This is a genomic window from Sphingomonas sp. Root710 (assembly GCF_001429065.1).
In the GTDB taxonomy this organism is placed as follows: domain Bacteria; phylum Pseudomonadota; class Alphaproteobacteria; order Sphingomonadales; family Sphingomonadaceae; genus Rhizorhabdus.
Genome location: NZ_LMIB01000001.1, coordinates 1,763,836 through 1,784,672, shown reverse-complemented (window position 1 = coordinate 1,784,672; position 20,837 = coordinate 1,763,836). Strand labels below are relative to the sequence as shown.

20 protein-coding genes are annotated in these 20,837 nt (G+C 66.2%); 8 read left to right on the top strand and 12 right to left on the bottom strand.

The genetic code is table 11. The features are described from left to right. The first annotated feature begins 3 nt into the window (after window positions 1–3). The 7 genes from ASE00_RS08390 to lpdA all read left to right on the top strand — a co-directional run bounded on the left by ASE00_RS08390 (window position 4) and on the right by lpdA (window position 9,371). Window positions 4–450: a PaaI family thioesterase gene (locus tag ASE00_RS08390; RefSeq protein WP_056378971.1), complete on the top strand. Its 447-nt coding sequence runs from the start codon at window positions 4–6 to the stop codon at window positions 448–450. After that, complete coding sequence (zapE, locus tag ASE00_RS08385; RefSeq protein ID WP_056378969.1) at window positions 447–1,565, top strand: cell division protein ZapE; 1,119 nt, start codon at window positions 447–449, stop codon at window positions 1,563–1,565. Before ASE00_RS08390 ends, zapE begins: the two co-directional genes overlap by 4 nt. 179 nt (window positions 1,566–1,744) lie before the next feature. Beyond that, complete coding sequence (gene mdh / locus ASE00_RS08380; RefSeq protein WP_056378968.1) at window positions 1,745–2,707, top strand: malate dehydrogenase; 963 nt, start codon at window positions 1,745–1,747, stop codon at window positions 2,705–2,707. A gap of 64 nt (window positions 2,708–2,771) precedes the next feature. Then, window positions 2,772–3,656: a succinate--CoA ligase subunit alpha gene (gene sucD, locus ASE00_RS08375; protein WP_047165777.1), complete on the top strand. Its 885-nt coding sequence runs from the start codon at window positions 2,772–2,774 to the stop codon at window positions 3,654–3,656. A 105-nt stretch (window positions 3,657–3,761) separates the two neighbouring features. Further along, entirely contained in the window at window positions 3,762–6,683 is a 2,922-nt protein-coding gene (locus ASE00_RS08370; RefSeq protein WP_056378966.1) for a 2-oxoglutarate dehydrogenase E1 component, read from the top strand. Between the two features lies 1 nt (window position 6,684). Next, entirely contained in the window at window positions 6,685–7,938 is a 1,254-nt protein-coding gene (odhB, locus tag ASE00_RS08365) for a 2-oxoglutarate dehydrogenase complex dihydrolipoyllysine-residue succinyltransferase (protein ID WP_056378965.1), read from the top strand. 41 nt (window positions 7,939–7,979) lie between these two features. Beyond that, on the top strand, window positions 7,980–9,371 hold the full coding sequence (lpdA, locus tag ASE00_RS08360; protein WP_056378963.1) for a dihydrolipoyl dehydrogenase: 1,392 nt from the start codon (window positions 7,980–7,982) through the stop codon (window positions 9,369–9,371). Between the two features lie 61 nt (window positions 9,372–9,432). On the opposite strand, the gene ASE00_RS24235 is transcribed toward lpdA, so the two are convergent. From ASE00_RS24235 to ASE00_RS23390, 12 genes are all read right to left on the bottom strand, one after another. Beyond that, window positions 9,433–9,567 carry a hypothetical protein gene (locus ASE00_RS24235; RefSeq protein ID WP_268801346.1) on the bottom strand — a complete coding sequence of 45 codons (135 nt, stop codon included), beginning with the start codon at window positions 9,565–9,567 and terminating at the stop codon, window positions 9,433–9,435. 62 nt (window positions 9,568–9,629) lie between these two features. After that, window positions 9,630–9,779 carry a hypothetical protein gene (locus ASE00_RS23860; protein WP_156405327.1) on the bottom strand — a complete coding sequence of 50 codons (150 nt, stop codon included), beginning with the start codon at window positions 9,777–9,779 and terminating at the stop codon, window positions 9,630–9,632. Window positions 9,780–9,934: 155 nt separating this feature from the next. Then, window positions 9,935–10,540: a flagellar basal body-associated protein FliL gene (gene fliL / locus ASE00_RS08350; protein WP_056378959.1), complete on the bottom strand. Its 606-nt coding sequence runs from the start codon at window positions 10,538–10,540 to the stop codon at window positions 9,935–9,937. Window positions 10,541–10,557: 17 nt separating this feature from the next. Next, entirely contained in the window at window positions 10,558–12,228 is a 1,671-nt protein-coding gene (locus tag ASE00_RS08345; RefSeq protein ID WP_056378958.1) for a flagellar hook-length control protein FliK, read from the bottom strand. Then, window positions 12,229–12,654, bottom strand: a complete 426-nt coding sequence (locus ASE00_RS08340) for a hypothetical protein (protein ID WP_056378956.1) — start codon at window positions 12,652–12,654, stop codon at window positions 12,229–12,231. Next, window positions 12,651–13,979 (bottom strand): FliI/YscN family ATPase, encoded by a 1,329-nt coding sequence (locus tag ASE00_RS08335; RefSeq protein WP_200957890.1) that lies wholly within the window; start codon window positions 13,977–13,979, stop codon window positions 12,651–12,653. Before ASE00_RS08335 ends, ASE00_RS08340 begins: the two co-directional genes overlap by 4 nt. Then, on the bottom strand, window positions 13,976–14,617 hold the full coding sequence (locus tag ASE00_RS08330; protein WP_056378954.1) for a hypothetical protein: 642 nt from the start codon (window positions 14,615–14,617) through the stop codon (window positions 13,976–13,978). Before ASE00_RS08330 ends, ASE00_RS08335 begins: the two co-directional genes overlap by 4 nt. Then, window positions 14,610–15,644: a flagellar motor switch protein FliG gene (gene fliG, locus ASE00_RS08325; protein WP_056378952.1), complete on the bottom strand. Its 1,035-nt coding sequence runs from the start codon at window positions 15,642–15,644 to the stop codon at window positions 14,610–14,612. The genes ASE00_RS08330 and fliG overlap by 8 nt, the downstream gene beginning before the upstream one ends. A 4-nt stretch (window positions 15,645–15,648) precedes the next feature. After that, window positions 15,649–17,379 carry a flagellar basal-body MS-ring/collar protein FliF gene (gene fliF, locus ASE00_RS08320; RefSeq protein WP_056378950.1) on the bottom strand — a complete coding sequence of 577 codons (1,731 nt, stop codon included), beginning with the start codon at window positions 17,377–17,379 and terminating at the stop codon, window positions 15,649–15,651. Between the two features lie 3 nt (window positions 17,380–17,382). Beyond that, window positions 17,383–17,748, bottom strand: coding sequence for a flagellar hook-basal body complex protein FliE (gene fliE, locus ASE00_RS08315; RefSeq protein ID WP_056378947.1), 366 nt, complete (start codon window positions 17,746–17,748; stop codon window positions 17,383–17,385). An 11-nt stretch (window positions 17,749–17,759) separates the two neighbouring features. Then, the gene (locus tag ASE00_RS08310; protein ID WP_056378945.1) at window positions 17,760–19,061 is read right to left on the bottom strand and encodes a sigma-54 interaction domain-containing protein; all 1,302 of its coding nucleotides are present in this window, start codon (window positions 19,059–19,061) and stop codon (window positions 17,760–17,762) included. Between the two features lie 213 nt (window positions 19,062–19,274). Beyond that, complete coding sequence (locus tag ASE00_RS23390; RefSeq protein ID WP_156405326.1) at window positions 19,275–19,523, bottom strand: hypothetical protein; 249 nt, start codon at window positions 19,521–19,523, stop codon at window positions 19,275–19,277. An 11-nt stretch (window positions 19,524–19,534) separates the two neighbouring features. On the opposite strand from ASE00_RS23390, the gene ASE00_RS08305 reads away from it, so the two are divergent. Next, window positions 19,535–20,359 (top strand): flagellin, encoded by an 825-nt coding sequence (locus ASE00_RS08305; protein WP_056378940.1) that lies wholly within the window; start codon window positions 19,535–19,537, stop codon window positions 20,357–20,359. The last annotated feature ends 478 nt before the right edge of the window (window positions 20,360–20,837 follow it).

The following is a 20,837-nucleotide window of genomic DNA, read 5'->3' as shown; positions in this document are numbered from 1 at the left end:
GGGATGAGCAGTCTCGAAACTTCTCTCTATCTGTTCGAGCCGCACCCCGACATGCCGGGGTGGACCCGCTGGCGCGTCACGGATGACGCGCGGTTCAACGGGGTGGTCGGCGACCTCGCCGTCCGCCGCGACGGCGACCGCGCCGTTATCCGGATGCAGCCGCAGGCACGCCATTCCAACCTGATCGACACGGTCCATGGCGGCGCGCTGCTGACCCTGATCGACAATGCCCTGTTCATCGGCCCGCGCTTCCTGGGCGATGTCGGAATGGGCGGGGCGACGGTCGATCTCAGCACCCAGTTCACGGCGCCGGCCAATCTCGACCAGCCCATCGACCTGACCCTGGAGATCATGCGCGAGACCCGGCGGATGCTGTTCATGCGCGGGACGCTGGAACAGGGAGATACTATGGTGGCCAGCTTCATGGGGATCGTCCGCAAGACATCATGACCAGCGTCGTCGCCCGTTATGAGGAACTGCTGGCGGCAGGCGAACTGCGTCCGGATCCCGACCAGCGCGCCACGATCGGTCGGCTCGACGCCCTGGCCGCCGCGTTGGCGCAGCAACCCGCCAAGGGCAGCCTGTTGTGGCGGATGCTGGGCAAGGCGCCTGCGCCGGTACGGGGCCTCTACATGTGGGGCGGCGTGGGGCGGGGCAAATCGATGCTGATGGATCTGTTCTACGATTGCGTGCCCGTAGAATCGAAACGCCGTGTCCATTTCCACGAATTCATGCTCGAAGTGCACGACAGGCTGCGCGGCGAGCGGGCGAAGGAGAAGGGGGATCCCATCCCGCCCGTGGTCGAGGCGATCGCCGCCGAAGCGAAGCTGCTCGCCTTCGACGAGATGGTAGTCAACAATATGGCCGATGCCGCGATTCTCAGCCGGCTGTTCACCGGCCTGATCGTCGACGCCGGGGTGACCGTCGTCACCACGTCGAACCGGCCCCCGCGTGATCTCTACAAGGACGGGCTCAACCGCGAACTCTTCCTGCCGTTCATCGATCTGATCGAGGCGAAGCTCGACGTGTTGTGCCTGAACGGGCCGACCGATTACCGCCTGGAGCGCCTGGGCGGCATGCCGGTCTGGTATACGCCGAACGGGCCCGAGGCGACCGCGGCGGTGGCGCAGGCCTTCTTCCGGCTTACCGACTATCCGCCCGAGGATCGCGCGCATGTCCCCACCGCCGACATCGCGGTCCAGGGCGGGCGCACGCTGCACGTGCCAAAAAGTCTCAAGGGCGTCGCGGTCTTCTCGTTCAAGCGGCTCTGCGCCGAAGCGCGCGGCGCGGCCGACTATCTGGCGATCGCGCGCCATTATCACACGGTCATCATCGTCGGCGTCCCGTTGCTGGGGCCGGAAAAACGCAACGAGGCGTCGCGCTTCAAGGTGCTGATCGACGCGCTGTACGAGCATAAGGTGAAGCTGCTCGCGACGGCCGAGGCCGATCCGGCGCGGCTCTATCCCGATGGCGACGGCGCCTTCGAATTCGAGCGCACCGTGTCGCGGCTGATGGAGATGCAGAGCCACGACTATCTTGCGGCTGGACACGGCGCCGACGACTGACGCGCGCTGCTCTGCGGCGCTGCGGCAAACGCAGCTTTCAGCGGACCCCAAAAAACTTCGTGCCTTCGCACATGCAACGGTTGCCCCTTCGGGGCGACGGGGCTAAGCGGACCCCGCACTTTCGGGCGACCGCAGCGCGGTGGTTGCCTTCCTTAGCGATTTCACATCGGAGGGGTCGGATGGCTCGTACAAAAATTGCGTTGATCGGTGCTGGCAATATCGGCGGGACGCTCGCGCATCTCGCGGCCTCGAAGGAGCTGGGCGACGTCGTCCTCTTCGACGTGGTCGAAGGCGTGCCCCAGGGCAAGGCGCTCGATCTGTCGCAGTGCGGCCCGGTCGAAGGCTTCGACGCGAAGCTCAAGGGCACCAATGATTATGCCGACATCAAGGGCGCCGATGTCATCATCGTCACCGCCGGTGTCGCCCGCAAGCCGGGCATGAGCCGTGACGACCTGCTGGGCATCAACCTGAAGGTGATGAAGGCGGTCGGAGAGGGCATCAAGGCAAATGCACCCGATGCGTTCGTCATCTGCATCACCAATCCGCTCGACGCGATGGTGTGGGCGCTGCGCGAATTTTCGGGCCTGCCGCACAACAAGGTCGTCGGTATGGCCGGCGTGCTCGACTCGGCGCGCTTCAGCTCGTTCCTCGCCGAGGAATTCGGCGTTTCGGTCCAGGATGTCACCAGCTTCGTGCTTGGCGGCCATGGCGACACGATGGTCCCGGTCGTCGAATATTCGACCGTCGCGGGCATCCCGATCCCCGACCTGATCAAGATGGGCTGGTCGACCAAGGAGCGTATCGACGCGATCGTCCAGCGCACCCGTTCGGGCGGCGGCGAGATCGTCGCGCTGCTCAAGACCGGTTCGGCCTTCTACGCGCCCGCCACCTCGGCGATCGCGATGGCGGAGAGCTATCTGAAGGACAAGAAGCGGGTCCTGCCCGCCGCGGTCCATCTGACCGGTCAATATGGCGTCGACAATCTCTATGTCGGCGTTCCGGTCGTGATCGGCGCCAATGGCGTCGAGAAGATCGTCGAGATCGAACTGTCGGACGAGGCCAAGGCCAACCTCCAGGTCTCGGTGGATGCGGTCAAGGAACTGCTGGTCGCCTGCAAGGCGATCGACGGCTCGCTGGCCTGATCAACGCAAAGAAACCCGATCCCCGGCCTTGTCTGGGTGAACATGAAGGGATGACGCGCAGCTTATGAGTATCCTGGTCAACAAGAACACCAAGGTCATTACCCAGGGGATGACCGGTAACACCGGTACGTTCCACACCGAACAGGCGCTGGCCTATGGCACGCAGATGGTCGGTGGCGTGACGCCGGGCAAGGGCGGCACGACCCATATCGGCCTGCCCAACTTCGACACCGTCCACGAAGCCGTCGCTGCCACCGGCGCCGACGCCAGCGTGATCTATGTGCCGCCGCCCTTCGCGGCCGATTCCATCCTCGAAGCGATCGACGCCGAAGTGCCGCTGATCGTCTGCATCACCGAGGGCATTCCCGTGATCGACATGATCCGGGTGAAGCGTGCCCTGCAGGGATCGAAGTCGCGCCTGATCGGACCGAATTGCCCGGGTGTCCTGACCCCGAACGAGTGCAAGATCGGCATCATGCCGGGTTCGATCTTCAAGAAGGGTTCGGTGGGCGTCGTCTCGCGCTCCGGCACGCTGACCTATGAAGCGGTGTTCCAGACCTCGGCGATCGGCCTCGGCCAGACCACTGCGGTCGGCATCGGCGGCGATCCGGTCAACGGCACCAACTTCATCGACGTGCTCGAGCTGTTCTTGGCCGACGACGAAACCAAGTCGATCATCATGATCGGCGAGATCGGCGGTTCGGCGGAAGAGGAAGCTGCGCAGTTCCTGCGTGACGAGGCCAAGCGTGGCCGCAAGAAGCCGATGGCGGGCTTCATCGCGGGCCGCACCGCGCCTCCGGGCCGCCGCATGGGCCATGCCGGGGCGATCGTCTCGGGCGGCCAGGGCGGCGCCGAGGACAAGATCGCGGCGATGGAAGCGGCGGGCATCAAGGTGGCGGCGAGCCCCTCGGAGCTCGGCACCACCCTCGCAGAAGTACTGAAGGGATAAGCCGGGGGGCTCGCTATCGGCGAGTCACCGACTATATGTAGAGCGTAACCGAATTGCTGCGCTTCGGGCCTAAGTCCCGGGGTGGGTGCAGACAAGGAAGGTATCATGGGTATCGAAGGCGTGGCTTTCGACGGGCCGGAAGGTGTGAGTCCTTCATTCGTCGAGTCTCTCTATCGGCAATATCGCGCCGACAAGAATAGTGTCGAACCGAGCTGGCAGGACTATTTCGCCAGCGTCGAGGCCGAGGTTTCGGGCCCGAGCTGGGCCCGGCCGGACTGGCCGCCCAGCGATACCGATGCCCTGACCGCCGGGCTCGACCCGACCCAGATGGCGCCCGCGGCGAAACCGGCCAAGGCCGCGCCGCCCGCGCCTGTCGGCGCGCCGGCCGCCCCCGCGGCGGCCTCCGGCGTCAGCGAAGCCGAGATCGAACAGCGCGCGGTCGATTCGATGCGCGCGCTGATGCTGATCCGGACCTATCGGGTTCGGGGTCATCTGCTCGCCAATCTCGATCCGCTGGGCCTGTCGAAGCGCGACGAGCCCGCCGACCTTACCCCCGAATGGCACGGCTTCAAGGAAAGCGACATGGACCGCCAGGTCTATCTCGGCGGCTTCCTGGGGCTGGAGCGCGCGACCCCGCGTGAGATCATCGCCATTCTCCGCAAGAATTACTGCGGCAATGTCGGCCTCGAATATATGCACATCGGCGATGTGGAGGAGCGGCGCTTCCTTCAGGCGCGGATGGAAGGCAAGGACGCCGAGATCAGCTTCACGCCCGAGGGCAAGAAGGCGATCCTCAACAAGGTGATCGAAGCCGAGCAGTGGGAGAAATTCCTGGGCCGCAAATATGTCGGCACCAAGCGTTTCGGCCTAGACGGCGGTGAATCGATGGTCCCCGCGCTCGAAGCGGTGATCAAATATGCCGGCTCCTATGGCGTCAACGAAGTCGTCATCGGCATGGCCCATCGCGGCCGCCTCAACGTGCTGTCCAACGTGATGGCCAAGCCCTATCGCGCGATCTTCAACGAGTTCGCCGGCGGCTCGGCCAATCCGGAGGACGTCGGCGGTTCGGGCGACGTGAAATATCACCTCGGCACCTCGACTGACCGTGAGTTCGACGGCAACCACGTCCACCTCAGCCTCGCACCGAACCCGTCGCATCTCGAATGCGTTAATCCCGTCGTGCTCGGCAAGGCGCGCGCCAAACAGACCAAGGTCGACGATCTTGATCGCTCGACGGTCCTGCCGATCCTGCTCCATGGCGACGCAGCCTTTGCGGGCCAGGGCATCATCATGGAATGCTTCGGCTTTTCGGGCCTGCGCGGTTATCACACCGGCGGCACGATCCATTTCGTGATCAACAACCAGGTGGGTTTCACCACCTCGCCGCAATTTGCGCGTTCGTCGCCCTACCCGTCGGACATCGCGAAGATGGTCCAGGCGCCGATCCTGCACGTCAACGGCGACGATCCCGAGGCGGTTACCTTCGCCTGCAAGGTCGCGACCGAATTCCGCGACACCTTCAAGCGCGACGTTGTGATCGACATGTGGTGCTATCGCCGCTTCGGCCATAATGAAGGCGACGAGCCGGGCTTCACCCAGCCGCTGATGTACGAGGCGATCCGCAAGCATCCGCCGATCAGCGCGATCTACAGCGCCCGGCTGATCCAGGAAGGCGTGATCAACGACAACTGGACCCCCGCCACCGAGGCTGCGTTCGTCGAGAAGCTCGAAGGCGAGTTCGAGGCGGCGAAGGCCTATAAGGTCAACAAGGCCGACTGGTTCGAAGGCGACTGGACCGGTTTCGCCGCGCCGCGCGAGGCGATCACCGAGCGGCGCGCAGCCCAGACCGGCATCGGCGAGGATCTGCTCGCCGACCTCGGCCGCCAGCTCACCACCGTTCCGGAGGGGCTGACGATCCACAAGACGCTTGGCCGCATCCTCGACGCCAAGAAGGAGATGTTCGCCAAGGGCGAAGGCTTCGACTGGGCCACCGGCGAGGCGCTGGCCTTCGGCTCGCTGCTCAAGGAAGGCTATGGCGTCCGCCTGTCGGGCCAGGATTCGGGCCGCGGCACCTTCAGCCAGCGGCACGCGGTCTGGGTCGACCAGAAGGACGGTCACAAATATATCCCGCTCTCGGCGCTCGACCGCCGTTTCCAGGTGCTTGACAGCCCGCTCTCCGAATTCGGCGTGCTGGGCTTCGAATATGGCTATGCTTCGGCGGCGCCGAACACGCTGGTGATGTGGGAAGCGCAGTTCGGCGATTTCGCCAACGGCGCGCAGGTCATCGTCGATCAGTTCATCTCGTCGGGCGAAGCCAAGTGGCTGCGCGTCAACGGCCTCGTGATGCTGTTGCCGCATGGCTATGAAGGGCAGGGCCCCGAGCATAGCTCGGCCCGTCTGGAGCGCTACCTCCAGCTGTGCGCCGAGGATAATATGCAGGTCGCGAACTGCACGACGCCGGCCAATTATTTCCACATCCTGCGCCGGCAGATGGTCCGCAAGTTCCGCAAGCCGCTGATCATGATGACGCCGAAGTCGCTGCTCCGTCACAAGCTGGCGGTATCGTGCGCGGCGGATTTCACCGGGGACAGCCGCTTCCAGCGTGTGCTGGGCGATCCCAACGCCCCGGCGGACAAGGATGTGAAGCGGGTCGTGCTGGTGTCTGGCAAGCTGTTCTACGAGCTGGCGGAAGCGCGCGACGCGGCCGGCGACCAGAACACGGTCATCCTGCGGCTCGAGCAGCTCTATCCCTTCCCGGCCGACGCGCTGATCACCCGCTTGGGCCGCATGCCCAATCTGGAGACGGTCGTCTGGGCGCAGGAGGAGCCGAAGAACCAGGGCAGCTGGACCTTCGTCGAGCCCTATATCGAAAAGGTGCTCACCGAGGTCGGCGGCAAGGTCGCACGTCCCGTCTATGCGGGCCGCAAGGCCGCGGCCGCGACCGCGACCGGTCTCGCTCGAAACCATGCCGTGCAGCAGGCGGCGCTGATCGCCGACGCGCTCGGTCACGAAACAAAGGGTAAGTAAGATGGCTACCGATGTAGTGGTGCCGACGCTCGGCGAATCGATCACCGAAGCGACGCTGGGCCAGTGGCTCAAGAAGCCGGGCGAGGCGGTGAAGGCCGATGAGCCCATCGCCAGCCTGGAGACCGACAAGGTCGCGGTCGAAGTGCCGTCGCCGGTCGCTGGCGTGGTCGGCGAGTTGGTCGTCGGCGAAGGCGATACCGTCAATGTCGGCGCGGTGATCGCGCGGATCGAGGCGGGGGCTACCGCTGCGACCGCCGCCACCCCGGCGGTCGAGGACCGCACCGCGGTCGGCCAGGCCGAGGCGGCCTCTCCGCCCGAGCCCGCCGCCGCGCCCGCCGGCGAGGATGACGGCGATCCGGTCACGCTGTCGCCGTCGGTGCGCCGCGCGGTGCTGGAGCACGGCGTCGATCCGTCGAAGATCAAGGGCACCGGCAAGGACGGCCGCCTGACCAAGGACGACGTGATCGCCGCGGCGAAGAATGCACCAAAGCCGGCCGCGCCCGCGGCGGCGGCGCCTTCGCCGATCAGCGTGCCTTCGGCCTCGCAGGCCAATGGCCGCCGCGAGGAGCGGGTCCGCATGACCCGCCTGCGTCAGACCGTCGCAAGCCGCCTCAAGGAGGCGCAGAACACTGCGGCGATGCTGACCACCTTCAACGACGTCGACATGACGGCGGTGATCGAGGCGCGGAACAAGTATAAGGACCTGTTCGAGAAGAAGCACGGCGTCCGCCTCGGCTTCATGGGTTTCTTCGTGAAGGCGGCCTGCATGGCGCTGAAGGACGTGCCCGCGGTCAACGCCTCGATCGAGGGCGACGAGATCGTCTATCGCGACTATGTCGACGTGTCGGTTGCGGTGTCCGCGCCGAATGGCTTGGTCGTGCCGGTGATCCGCGACGCGCAGGCGCTGTCGGTCGCCGGGATCGAGAAGACGATCGGCGATTTCGGTGCGCGCGCCAAGGCGGGCACGCTGAAGATGGACGATATGAAGGGCGGCACCTTCACCATCTCCAACGGCGGCGTGTTCGGTTCGCTGATGTCGACCCCGATCATCAACCCGCCGCAGTCGGCGGTCCTCGGCCTGCACCGCATCGAGGAGCGCCCCGTCGTCCGTGACGGACAGATCGTCGCGCGGCCGATGATGTATCTGGCGCTCAGCTATGATCACCGGTTGATCGACGGCCGTGAGGCGGTCACCTTCCTCGTCGCGCTCAAGAACGCGATCGAGGATCCGACCCGGCTGCTGATCGACCTGTAATAATGCGCTCCGCCGGCATGACGGCGTGAGAAAGGTTCAAAATGTCTGATTATGATTTCGACCTGATCGTCATCGGCGCGGGACCGGGCGGCTATGTGGCCGCGATCCGCGCAGCTCAGCTCGGGCTCAAGACCGCTTGCGTCGAGAGCCGCGAGACGCTGGGGGGCACCTGCCTCAACGTCGGCTGCATCCCGTCCAAGGCGATGCTCCACGCGTCGGAACTCTATGAAGAGGCGGCCAGCGGCAAGCTCGCCAAACTCGGCGTCAAGACCACGGTGGAGCTCGACCTCGACACGATGCACGCCCAGCGCCGCGATGCGGTCAAGGGCCTCACCGGAGGCATCGAGTATCTGTTCAAGAAGAACAAGGTCGAATGGCTGAAAGGAATGGCCTCCTTTACCGGCAAGGACGCGATCAGCGTCGCGGGCAAGAGCTATCGCGCGAAGAACATCGTCATCGCCACGGGTTCCAGCGTCACCCCGCTGCCCGGGGTCGAGATCGACGAGAAGGTCGTCGTATCGTCGACCGGTGCACTCGAACTGCCCAAGGTGCCCGGCCATCTTGTCGTGATCGGCGGCGGCGTGATCGGGCTCGAACTGGGCTCGGTCTGGAAGCGGCTCGGCGCGCAGGTGACGGTGGTCGAATTTCTCGACCAGCTGCTGCCCGGCATGGACGGCGAGATCCGCAAGGAAGCCGCCAAGATCTTCAAGAAGCAGGGCATGGCGCTCAAGCTGTCGACCAAGGTAACCGGCGTGAAGGTCGATGGCGGTAAGGCGACCGTGACGGTCGAGCCCGCCGCTGGCGGCGCTGCGGAAACGCTGGAAGCCGACGCGGTGCTGGTGTCGATCGGCCGTCGGCCGAACACCGAAGGGCTGGCGCTCGAGCGCGCGGGTCTCACCGTCAACAAGCGCGGCCAGATCGAGATCGACCACGACTTCGCGACCGCCGTCCCCGGCATCTGGGCGATCGGCGACGTCGTCCCCGGCCCGATGCTGGCGCACAAGGCCGAGGATGAAGGCATTGCGGTGGCGGAGAATATCGCCGGGCTGACTGGCATCGTGAACCACGACGTCATCCCCGGTGTCGTCTACACCATGCCGGAGATCGCGGGCGTCGGCCTGACCGAGGAAGAGGCAAAGGCGCGCGGCGACGTCAAGGTCGGCAAATTTCCGATGATGGCCAATTCACGCGCCAAGACCAACCACGAGCCTGATGGCTTCGTAAAGGTCATCGCTGACGCCAAGACCGACAAGGTGCTGGGCGTCCACATCATCGCCTCGGTCGCGGGCACTATGATCGCCCAGGCCGCACAGGCGATGGAGTTCGGCGCGACCAGCGAGGACATCGCCTACACCTGTCACGCGCACCCGACGCATTCGGAGGCGCTGAAAGAAGCTGCGATGGCCGTCACTGGCAAGCCGATCCACATCTGATTTGCTTCAAGCGCCGGAAGCCGGACGGATATCCGGCGCCGGCGCTTGAGGCGAAATCAAATCAGATCGGCGAGATGCCGAGGAACTTCAGCACGCCGAGGACCAGCAGCAGCAGGGCGATCGCGGCGATGATGCCGCCGATGTTGAAGCTGCTCTTTTCGACGACCACACGTTCGTCGCTATTCACGTCTGCCATAATCGCTCTCCTCCAAACCTCGGCCTTCTAACGAGCGGATTTGGCGCGCTGTTCCCGCGGCATCACTGGCGTTTGAAATACTGAACTTCGCGCTCATGCCTTTCGGCGGCGTCGCGAGAGGAAAACGTCCCGAGGTTCTTGCGCTTGTGGGTCTTCGGATCGACCTTGCGCGAATAAAGGCGATACTCACCGGACTTGAGTTTGCGGATCATGTCGGTCTCCTTTCCGGAGGAAACCGCCAAGCCACGATAGCCGTTCCGCTCGGTACGCGGCCAGAACCAGCGATGCACCCAAAGAAAACCCCCTCGCGGGACGGCGAGGGGGTTGATCTCTTTTAAAAGCTACAGAAGCCTACTGAACGTCGGGCTTATTGCACGACAAGCGTCGTGAAATAGACATTGTCGATGCCGCCGAAACCGGTGCGCTGCTTGAGCACGTCGTTGATCGCGGTCTTGAGATCCTTCTGGAGCTTGAGCTTGCCCTCGGGGGTCGAGATGGTGAAGCTGTCCTGCTGCGACAGCGCCATCAGGATCGCCGAACGGATCGGCATCTCATTGTCCTTGATGTTGTCGATCACCTTCTGGTCGTAGAAGGTCGACGCACCGAGGCCGACCTGGGTGAAGCCGTCGGAGTCGCGCAGATTGGCGGTGAAGGGCTGTTCGAAGGTGTAATAGCTCGCCTTGTACTTGGTCGGATCGGGCGACTTGTCGGTCTCCAAACCAACCGGCAGCGTCTTCTTCTCGCCATGGCTGTCGTCTTCGCCATGACCTTCCTTTTTGACCAGCTTCGGAGCGTTGGGGTCTTCCTCGACCTCTTCCTTGTGCCCGCCGGCCAAGCCCGCGCCCGCAGCGTACAGCCCCGCGCCGACGCCACCGCCCGCGAAGACGATCGCCATAATGAGCATCATCAGGATGCCCTTCATCTTGCCCTTCTTCTTGAGCGCCTCAGCGGCGGGTGCGGCGGCACTGCTCATCGTTCAAATCCCATGGATCAGGCGTAAAGTTCACCGTCTTCGCGCAGGGCCGAATCACCGGCATCGTCACGAATCACCGCCTGTGTACGCACAAAAGGTTTAGAATCTTCTGACGACTGGCGTTGCTGGCTCTGGGCGAAGGCGGAACTGCTCCCGCCCTGCTGGTTTAGATCGACATGCGATTCGGCGACGCGCACGCCCTGCGCCCGAACTTCGGCGATAAGGCGCGGCTGGGCATCGGCGATGATCGCGCGCGCCTGATCGGTCTCGGCCGACAGCTTGATCGCGGTGCCCGCGGCGCTGTTGGCGATTTCGACGGTCAGCGCGCCCAGATGCTCGGGATTGAGCTGGAACTTCAGATGGTTCTGCCGGGTGACCGACTGGCTGATGTCGCGCGCCAGCTGGTCTAGCCACTGCGTGTCGCGGGCGAGATCGAGATGGCGGGTCACTGTCTGATCGACATGGCTCGGCGCGGCAGCAGAGGCGGCATCGGTGACCGGCGCGGAGTTCCAGTCGGCGGGTGTCACCGGGACTGGAAGCACTGGCACGGCAGCGGCCGGCGCGGGAGCGACGGCGGGAGCACCGGCGGGCGCTGCGCTGGCGGCCGGCGCTGCCGGCTGCTGGGCATCGTCGACTATGGGTGCATCGGATAGCGGGGCAGGCGCCGCCGTGACATCGGGCGCGTCAGCCAGCCGTGCCGGTTCAACGCTGGTTGCGATGTGCGGCTGCACCTTGGCGGCAACCGGACGATCGGTCTTGCGCAGCGGAGGAGCTTCGGCGGCTAGGCTGGCCATGGCTGCTGGCGCGGTCATGGTCTCGGCGGCCGCCGGATCGGCAGTTGCCGCTGCGGCGACAGGCGCAGCTATGGCGGCGGGTGTCGGCGGCGTCGCGGCGGCAGGCCGGGGCTGGATGAAGGGCACGACGACGTTCGAAGCCGCCGGACCGGTCGCAGCGGCAGCAGGCGATGCGGCGCTCTGCGCGGCCAAGGCGGATGGAACCTCGCCACTCGCCTCTGCGGGATGGAAAGCGGCCTTCAGCGACGCGACGATCGCTGCGATGTCGCGGCGGAGCGTCATATTCGCGGCCGCGTCCGGCGCAGGTTCGCTGTTGTCGGTGGGCATGGTCAGCGCCGCCATGTCCGCGATCGCGGGCGGCAAGGGCTGACGGGCAGTCGTCGCCGCCGGATCGATGGGCAGATCGGGCGCGACGGGCTGCGCACCGCTGGTCTCGACCGGCGCCGACACGACGGCAGGGGCGACGGCCGGAACAGCGGGCGTCGTAGCGATCGTCGCGGCGCGAGCAGCGACAACCGGCGCCGTGTCGGTCGTCGCCGAGACCGGAGCGGCTACGCGCGCGGCTGCGGCGGGCGGCACATTGACGCCGATCTGCCCGGCAAGGGCGAACAGCGCCTCGAGCTCGGCAACCAGATCGACGGGCTTCTCCGCGGTGGCAGGCTTGGTCTCGCCATCGGCGTGGGCCACGGGGACGTCGGTGGTTGCCTCTGCGGTCTCGGCTTCGCCGTCGCCCATATGCGGCGCGGTTTCGCCCTGCGCGGCCTGCCCATCGGGCTTGGCGCGCGACACCAGCTTGGCGAACGCTTCCGGCGTCTCACCCGCGGCGGGGGCAGGCGCAGCAGCGGGCACCGTCGCAAGAGCAATCGCGGAAGTCGAAAGCGCGGCAACGGCCATTTAGTAATTCCCCTGTTTCTTCAATATCTTCGGACGGAAGGCGGCGGTCACACGCGCCTCGGTCCAATCGGCCATCGCCTGCACGGCGCGCGCGTCGAGCTTCGCCGCGCTCTCCTGCCGCTGGCGGGCTTCCAGCCGTTCGGCGACCTTCTGTTCGGCGGCGGCGCGCGCCGAGACGATCGCGCTGTTTAAGCCGTCGCGCGCCTTGTCGAGCCGCTGGGCCAGTTCCCCGCGATTCTGCAGCACCGCCCCCGTCGTTGTCCCGCTTTCGACGGTCAGGCTGTCGCGCAACGACGCCAGCTTTGCGGCATTGCTTTCCAGATGCAGCACCTGCGCCTCCGCGGATGCCGCCGCCGACGCCGCCAGCAGGTGCTGGGCGCTGCGGACGCGGGTGATCCGCGCGCGTTTGCGGACGAGGTCCTTCATCCGCCGAATGCCTCAACCACGGCCTTGACCGAGTCAGCATAATCGACCCGGTCCTTCTGGCCCTGGCTGATGAACTCGAGGATGTGATCGTGGCGGGCGATCGCCACGTCGACGATCGGGTCGCTACCGGTGCGATAGGCGCCCATCAGGATCAGGTCGCGATTTTCCTCATAGACCGCCCACAGCCGGCGCAGGATCTGCGCGGCCTGCTGATGCTCGGGGCTGACGATGTCGCTCATCACCCGGCTCAGCGATTTGCCCACGTCGATCGCGGGGAAGACGCCCTGTTCGGCCAGGCTGCGCGACAGGATGATATGGCCGTCGACGATCGCGCGCGCGGTGTCGACGATCGGATCGTCGGTGTCGTCGCCATCGGCGAGCACGGTATAGAGCGCGGTGATCGATCCGCCCGAAGCTGCATCGACGCCGGCCCGCTCGATCAGACGCGGGATCAGGCCCAGCGCGGAGGGCGGATAGCCCTTCATCGTCGGCGGCTCGCCCAGCGACAGGCCGATCTCGCGCTGCGCATGGGCGACGCGGGTGAGGCTGTCGATCAGCAGCAGCACGCGCTTGCCCTGTGCGCGGAAATATTCGGCGATCGCGGTGGCGCGCATCGCGGCGCGCAGGCGCAGCACCGGCGGATGATCGGCCGGAACCGCGACGACCACGCTCTTCTGACGGACCGGGCCGGCCAGCTTGGTGGCCAGGAAGTCCGAGACTTCGCGGCTGCGCTCGCCGACCAGGCCGACGACGATGATGTCGGCGTCGGCGCCGGCGATCATCTGACCCATCAGCACCGATTTGCCGACGCCCGAACCGGCGGCGATCGCGATACGCTGGCCGACGCCCGCGGTGAGCAGCGCGTTGATCGCGCGCACGCCCATGTCGAACGGTTCAGTCACGCGGGCGCGGTCGAGGGGGTTGCCGCGCTTGCCGGCCAGCGGCCAGCGTTCGGACGTGGCGATCGGGCCGCCGCCGTCGATCGGATTGCCCAGCGCATCGACGACGCGGCCGAGCAGGGTTTCGCCGACATCGACCGAACCGCCGCGCCGATCCGGCTCGACCCGCGCGCCCGCGCTGTGCGGCGCATCGGCATCGAGCGCCATCAGCAGGGTACGGTTGCCACGAAAGCCGACGACTTCGGCGAGCGCGGCATGGCCATCTGCGTCGATGACGCGCGCGTTCGATCCGACCGGAACCGGAAAGCCGGTCGCTTCGAGCATCAGCCCGTCATAGGAGGCGAGACGGCCAACCCGGCGCGGGCCGGCATGGTCGATTTCCAGTGTGCCGAGCATCGCGTCGGCCTGAGCGGCGAGACCCATCATTTCGGCTGCACCATCATGTCGAGCTGCTGGCGCAGCTTGGCGAGACGCACTTGGGGGCCATCTTCGATCCAGCCTTCGCCGGTTTCCAGGACAATCGTGCCAGAGGCGAGATGGTGGTCGGGCGCCATCGGCAGGCCGAGGTCGACGCCGTTGAGCATCGCGATATCATCGGGGTTCATGCGCAATCGGGCAGGGCCCGATTCCGCGCTCACCAGTTCGGCGATCGCTTCGGCGCGGGCCTTGAGCATCGCCGGATCGATCTGCACCTCGCCGACGATCTGCCGGACGAGGCGGCTGACCGATTCGGCCAGCACGGCTGCAAGGGGGCCGGTCGGCTCGGGCTGGAGCGCTTCGGCCGAGCGGATCAGTTCGGCCAGCGCCTCGCGCTCACGCATGAATTCCATCATCACCGCCTGGCGGCCCTGCTCGAACCCTTCGGCGAAGGCCTCGTTGCGCAGCGTCTCGATGTCGGTGACCGGCGAACTCGCCTTGGGCGCGCTCGGCGCGAAGTCGCTGGCGCGGCGGCGGGGATGGCCCTCGCTGCCCCAGGGGGTGAAGCTGCCGGTCGCTGCGGGACGCGCCCAGGCGTCGACGCGGGTGGCTTCGCCGATATTCTCGGGGGTCCAGACCTCAGACAAAGTCGTCGCCCTTGCCGCCGAGGCTGATCGTGCCTTCCGCCGCCAGCTTGCGGGCGACGGCAAGCATCGCCTTCTGCGCTTCCTGGACATCGGCCAGGCGCATCGGGCCGCGATCGGCGATCTCGTCCTGGATCGACTGGGCGGCGCGGCTCGACATGCAGCCGAAGATCTTGGCGCGCAGCTTCTCGTCGGCGCCCTTGAGCGAGACGACGAGGATGTCGTTGTCGACCGCGCGGAGCAGTGTGCCGAGATCCTTTTCGCCGACCGCCATGAGGTTGTCGAAGATGAACATCTCTTCCTCGATGTTCCGGGCGACCGATTTGTCGAGCTTCTGCAGCGCCTTGATGATCCGTTGCTCGGCGGCCTTGCGTGACGAATTGACGATCTTGGCCGCTTCGCCTGCGCCGCCGCGGCGTGTGGTCGATCCGGTCGACTGCGCGGTGGCGGGGCGGTTGAGCAGTTCGTCGAGTTCGGTCAGCGCGGCCTCGGTGATCGGCCCCATAGTGGCGACGCGATAGACGAGGTCGGCCTGGATATCCTCAGGCAGCAGCTGGAGAACGTCGGCCGCGCGCTGCGCTTCGAGGAAGGCGAGCACGGTGGCGGCGATCTGCGGATGCTCGAACTCGATCAGGTTGGCGATCGCGCGCGCATCCATCCATTTGAGGTTCTCGAGCGCGTTGACGTGCTGGACGGGGGTGATCCGCTGCAGCACCTGATCGGCCTTATCCTGGCCGAGCGCCTTGTGCATGATGCCCTTGATCTGACGCTCGACCCCGAAGCCCAGGGTGGTGCGCACGCGGGCGCGGTCGCAGAATACGTCGAACACGCCGTCGATCTCGTTCTCGGAGATATTGGCGACGCCGAACATCGCGCCGCCGAGATGCTGGACCTCGTCCGGCTCCAGCCGGCTCAACACGGTCGCGGCTTCCTCCTCGCCGAGCAGCATCAGCAGGATCGCGGCGGCCTGGCTGCCACTGGGGGCGACCGGGGTCGCGTTCTCGGTATCGATCGGGGTTTCGTCCGCCATGATGTTACGCGGCTCCCGGCATGTCGGCGCGGATCAGGTCACGGACGACCAGCGCGGCGCGGTCCGGGTCCTGCTTCACGAAGTTGCGGATCAGTTCGGCGCGATTGGCATAGCCTGGCGTCGCCTCGATCATGTCGAGGGTTACGGGTTTGTTCGGATCGTGCAGCGCCTGCTGGGCCAGCGCCGACGCGATCTCGTTGCGGATCGCGGGGTTGGTGCTCGCCGGGACGCGGCCGCCCGAGGCGAGCGCGGCTTCGAGCGCGGCCTTCTTCTCCTCGGCATAGGCCGCGCGGCGCTTGAGCAGGGGCTTGGCGACGCCGAAGACGAGCAGCGCGACGACGAGCAGCGCGGACAGGTTGCGGGCGAGGGTCGAGACCCACGGCGCTTCCCACCAGTTCGGCTTGACCTCGGCTTCTTCGGCGACCGCGAAGCTGCGGGCCGACAGGGCGACGACGTCGCCGCGCGCCTGGTCCGCACCGATCGCGCCGCGCACCAGCGTTTCGATCGAGGCGAGTTCGGCGCGGCTGAACTTGCGGCTGCCTTCGCGCAGCGCGACGGCGACCGACAGGCGCTTTACCGTACCGATCGGATTGTGCGTGACCGAGACCTCGCGGCCCAGCTCATAGGTGCGGTTGTAATTTTCCGAGGTCTTTCCGGCATTTGCCGCAGCCGTCGTACCAGCCGGGGCATTGACGGTCTGCTGCGGCGCGGCGGTCACCTGGCTCGCGGCCGGCGGCTGGTTAGACAACGCGCCCGGGATACCCGAGGCTTCGCCGCCCGCTCCGTTCTTGTCTCCGGTCCAGGCGCCCTGTTCGGAGCGGACCACCGCAGTGTCCTTGGGGAAGCTTTCGCGGGTCGCCTGGGTTTCGGTGAAATCGACGTCGGCATGGACCTCGGCGGTGAAATTGCCGGGGCCGACGATCGGCGTCAGGATCTTGTTGAGCGCGTCGAGATAGCGCTGCTCGATCTTGTTCTGGATATCGACCTGCCGGGTCGAGGCCGCGCTCATCGGGTCGTTGCCCGAGGCGGAGAGCAGGCGGCCGGCCTGGTCGACCACCGAGACGTCGTCGGGCGACATGTTCGCCACCGACGAGGCGACGAGGTGGACGATCGCCTGGACCTGCGAGTCCGCCAGGGTGCGGCCGGCGCGCAGGCGCAGCATCACCGAAGCCTGTGGCTTGGCGTCGTCGCGCAGGAACACGCTGGGCGTCTCGGCTGCGACATGGACCTTGGCGGTGTCGACCGCGTCGATCGCTTCGATCGTGCGGGCGAGATCCATTTCGCGGGCGGTGCGCAGCTTCTCGCCCTCGACCGCGCGGCTTGCGCCGAGCGGAAGCGACGAGATCAGCGCGTCGCCATCGGGCGCGGCCTTGGGCAGGCCCTGCTGCGCGAGCAGCATCTTCGCCTGGTAGAAGCTGGTCTCCGGCACGGTCAGCGCGCCGGTGCCGCGATCGACCTCATAGGGGATGTTGGCGGCTTTCAGCGCGTCTGCGACGGCAGCCTTGTCGGCATCGCCCATGCCCGCGAACAGGTCGCGCTGCGGCGCACCCGACATCGTCGACCAGAGCAGCGCCGCGCCGCCGAGCAGGCCGACCAGGCCGATCATCGGCAGGCTGCGCTGCACGGCCGGCTGCGCGGTGAAGCCCTTGACCCGTTCGAGAACGGCCGAGGTGCCGACGCCGGCGGGCGCCGAAGACGCCATGACGGGGGCGGGGGAGGGGATGATGTCAGCCATATATTATACCGGCATGCTCATGATGTCCTTGTAGGCGGACAGGAGTTTGTTGCGGACCTGCAGCGTGGCCTGGAAGCCGACGCTGGCCTGCTCGCGCTGGAGCATGACCGCCGCGATATCGGTGGTTTCGCCGCGCTCGTAGCTTTCGCTGATCGCGCTGGCCTTGGCCTGCTGGTTGTTCACCTCGCCGATCGCGCCGCGCAGCGTCGAGACGAAGCTGCTGTCGGGCGCGCTGGTGGCATTGCCGATCGCGGCGGGGCCGGTGAGCGGGTTCGGAGCCGGGGCGGCGGCGGCCTTCTGCAACGCGCTGTTCTGCTGCAATATGGCGTTGCGCATCGCCATGAGGTTGCTGGTGTTGACGGTCGTCATCTAACCCCTCCTCAAGCCACGGCGCGCATATCGGCCCCGCGGGCCACGGCACGCATATCGGCGATGCGATAGCGCAGCGTGCGTTCGGAAATGCCGAGCCGCTGCGCGGCGCGGAGACGGTGGCCGCCGGTAGCGGCAAGAGCTTCCTCGATCGCGCGGGCCTGGCTGACCCGGCGGGCGTCGGCGAGGCGAACCGGGGCGGCCTCGACGGCGGCGGGCGCCGCGCCGGTGATGGTCTCGACCGCGGCCATGCGGAAGGCAGGGGCGGCGGGTGCGGCGTCGATCATCAGGTCGGCGGCTTCGATCCGGTCGCCGTCGCGCATCAGCATCGCGCGCTGCAAAACGTTTTCGAGCTCGCGGACATTGCCGGGCCAGCCATGGGTCATCAGCCGGTCGAGCGCGTTGGCGGTCGGCCAGGCGAGTTCCTGCTGTTCGGGCGTGTGGCGCAGCAGCAGCGCGGCGGAAATGGCGCGAATGTCCTGGCGGCGCTGGCCCAGTGGCTTGAGCATCATCGGCATGACGTTCAGGCGCCAGTAGAGATCGGCCCGGAAGCGGCCGGCCTCGACCTCGGCGGCGATGTCGCGATTGCCGGCGGCGATGATGCGGACGTCTACCGCGATCGGCGCGGTGGCGCCGACGGGAAGGACTTCGCGTTCCTGAAGCGCGCGGAGCAGCTTGGCCTGAAGAGCGAGCGGCAGTTCGCTGATCTCGTCGAGCAGCAGCGTACCCCCTTCGGCGGCACGGAACAGGCCTTCGCCCGAGCCGCTGGCGCCGGTGAAGGCGCCCTTCTGGTGGCCGAACAGCATCGCTTCGAGCATCGTCTCGGGCAGCGCCGCGCAGTTGACGGCGACGAAGGGCTTGTCGGCGCGCGGCGATGCGGCGTGGATGAAGCGGGCGACACCTTCCTTGCCGGTGCCGGTCTCGCCGAGCAGCAGCACGGTCGCATCGCTGCGGGCGACGCGAGCGGCGATGGAAAGGAAGCGGGCGCTTTCCGGCTCGCCGCAGGCCGGCATGGCGCGCGGCCGGATCAGTTCGGCGATCAGTGCGTGGCCGAACGCCATGTCTTCGAAACCGAAGACGATGGTGGCCGGGCGGCCGATCTTGGCGCGGCGCAGGATGGGCGCGCCGTCGGCGAAATCGATCAGGATGTCGTGCTGGCGTGCCAGGGCGGCTTCGGTCACGTGCAGGATGCGCTGACTGTCGCGGCCCGCGGCGGCGGCGGGATCGACCGGCGCGGTCTCGATGCCCGCGCCTGCCAGCCATGCGGCGAGCGTGGGGTGCGAACCTTGCGCTTTCTCGCTGATGCCGATCATGCTTCCTGCCGTCCTCATCGGATCCGGCGTGCCAGCCACGCCAATTCCTTCACGGACATGATTACCGGCGAATTAACTTAAAAAGTCTTAATAGACCGCGCGCCCTGCGCACCCGCGATGGCGTCCACGCAGGCGCGCGCGCGTAGGAGCACTCCAAAACCCCGCTTTTCCTGGGCCTTTTGCCGGTCGGCAAAAAGCTGCTCATTCTTTGGTCTAAGACGGCAAGGCTTTGCCGGGCAGCGGCGCGATGACGTCGGCCGTGGTGGCCAGCTGGGGAGCGAAAACCCTTTTTAGCAAAAAAATCCGATAAAAATATCGCTGTTTTTCAAGGGGATGGTGGTAACTTTCGGGCCTGCAACGATCGTGGTGAAATTTTCTGGTTAAAGCGGGGGTAAGCACGGCCGTTAATGGGATCGAGGCGAGAACGGCCAGCACCGGATCATCGCCCCTTAACAGGAACAAGGACTGATCCAATGACCGTCATCAACACCAACATCTCTTCGCTGCGTGCCCAGAATGCGGGCCGTATGGCTGACAGCATGCAGGCCACCGCGATGGCCCGTCTTTCGAGCGGCAAGCGCATCAACAGCGCCAAGGACGACGCCGCCGGCCTCGCCATCGCTTCCTCGATGACCGCTTCGATCCGCGGCATGGGTGTTGCGGTCCGCAACGCCAATGACGGCATCTCGCTCTCGCAGACGGCGGAAGGCGCCCTGGGTGAAGCCGCCAACATGCTCCAGCGTATCCGTGAGCTGGCCGTGCAGGCCGCCAACGGCACCTACCAGTCGAGCGACCGTGCCAACCTGCAGACCGAGGTTCTGGCGCTCCAGACCCAGATCTCCAATGTCATCACCGGCACGAAGTTCAACGGGAACACTCTGTTCTCGGCGACCTCGACCGCGACGAGCTTCGCGATCCAGACCGGCATCAACTCGGGGGACACCACGTCGATCTCGATCGGCGGCCTGAACAGCGTTGCCGCGGCCTATGCCAGCACGGTCACGGTCGACACCACGACCAACGCCGCCGCCGCGATCACCGCGTCGGACACCGCGCTGACCCAGGTCGCCAACGTCCGGGCCAATCTCGGCGCGAACCAGAACCGTCTGGAAGCCGCCGTCAACGTGCTGACCGCGAACATCACCAATCTGTCCGAGGCCCGCTCGCGGATCGAGGATACCGACTTCTCGGTGGAATCGAGCACCCTGGCCAAGGCACAGATCCTGTCGCAGGCCTCCACCGCGATGCTCGCCCAGGCGAACCAGAGCCAGCAGAACGTGCTGAGCCTGCTCAAGTAAACCGATTACAATTGCTGGCCGAGACGGCCCCCGGTGCATCGCATCGGGGGTCGTTTCGGTTTTTGGCGTTTTGGTTTTCTCCCTCAGACAGCGGGCGGCCACATCCTCGCGTCACGGCTTGCTCGCTAAGGTTTCGGACGCGCTGCACCCGCTTGCCTCTTCGAGCTTCGCTGGGGGCGGTGTGTGCGGCAGCCTCTTCTCTGCCGTCAGACACCGTCTTCAGCACGGCCAGGACGGTGCGCAAGGCGGTTAAGCACGCGCGAGAAGATTAATTCGTCCGACGAAGATGCGGCCGCATTCGACATTGGTCGAACCCAAAAACGCCCCGGAATCATTGGATATTGCGCGCCCGCGCGTAAGAGCCGGAGCCCTCGGACGAAACTAATTTATGGTTAATCCGGGTTAACCATCTTTCTTCCTTAAGCCTGGTTTCCGGGCGTCGTTAACCGGATCGTGGCGAGGACGGACATGTAGCCGG

What these genes read in the sequence shown, in the direction of transcription:
- ASE00_RS08370 (WP_056378966.1), top strand. Translation starts at nt 3,762, where the DNA reads ATGGGTATCGAAGGCGTGGCTTTCGACGGGCCGGAAGGTGTGAGTCCT.
- fliG (WP_056378952.1), bottom strand. Translation starts at nt 15,644, where the DNA reads ATGGCGGACGAAACCCCGATCGATACCGAGAACGCGACCCCGGTCGCC.
- ASE00_RS08345 (WP_056378958.1), bottom strand. Translation starts at nt 12,228, where the DNA reads ATGGCCGTTGCCGCGCTTTCGACTTCCGCGATTGCTCTTGCGACGGTG.
- ASE00_RS08305 (WP_056378940.1), top strand. Translation starts at nt 19,535, where the DNA reads ATGACCGTCATCAACACCAACATCTCTTCGCTGCGTGCCCAGAATGCG.
- ASE00_RS23860 (WP_156405327.1), bottom strand. Translation starts at nt 9,779, where the DNA reads ATGATCCGCAAACTCAAGTCCGGTGAGTATCGCCTTTATTCGCGCAAG.
- ASE00_RS24235 (WP_268801346.1), bottom strand. Translation starts at nt 9,567, where the DNA reads ATGGCAGACGTGAATAGCGACGAACGTGTGGTCGTCGAAAAGAGCAGC.
- ASE00_RS08335 (WP_200957890.1), bottom strand. Translation starts at nt 13,979, where the DNA reads ATGATGGGTCTCGCCGCTCAGGCCGACGCGATGCTCGGCACACTGGAA.
- sucD (WP_047165777.1), top strand. Translation starts at nt 2,772, where the DNA reads ATGAGTATCCTGGTCAACAAGAACACCAAGGTCATTACCCAGGGGATG.
- ASE00_RS08340 (WP_056378956.1), bottom strand. Translation starts at nt 12,654, where the DNA reads ATGAAGGACCTCGTCCGCAAACGCGCGCGGATCACCCGCGTCCGCAGC.
- fliE (WP_056378947.1), bottom strand. Translation starts at nt 17,748, where the DNA reads ATGACGACCGTCAACACCAGCAACCTCATGGCGATGCGCAACGCCATA.
- ASE00_RS08310 (WP_056378945.1), bottom strand. Translation starts at nt 19,061, where the DNA reads ATGATCGGCATCAGCGAGAAAGCGCAAGGTTCGCACCCCACGCTCGCC.
- lpdA (WP_056378963.1), top strand. Translation starts at nt 7,980, where the DNA reads ATGTCTGATTATGATTTCGACCTGATCGTCATCGGCGCGGGACCGGGC.
- mdh (WP_056378968.1), top strand. Translation starts at nt 1,745, where the DNA reads ATGGCTCGTACAAAAATTGCGTTGATCGGTGCTGGCAATATCGGCGGG.
- ASE00_RS08390 (WP_056378971.1), top strand. Translation starts at nt 4, where the DNA reads ATGAGCAGTCTCGAAACTTCTCTCTATCTGTTCGAGCCGCACCCCGAC.
- odhB (WP_056378965.1), top strand. Translation starts at nt 6,685, where the DNA reads ATGGCTACCGATGTAGTGGTGCCGACGCTCGGCGAATCGATCACCGAA.
- fliL (WP_056378959.1), bottom strand. Translation starts at nt 10,540, where the DNA reads ATGAGCAGTGCCGCCGCACCCGCCGCTGAGGCGCTCAAGAAGAAGGGC.
- zapE (WP_056378969.1), top strand. Translation starts at nt 447, where the DNA reads ATGACCAGCGTCGTCGCCCGTTATGAGGAACTGCTGGCGGCAGGCGAA.
- fliF (WP_056378950.1), bottom strand. Translation starts at nt 17,379, where the DNA reads ATGGCTGACATCATCCCCTCCCCCGCCCCCGTCATGGCGTCTTCGGCG.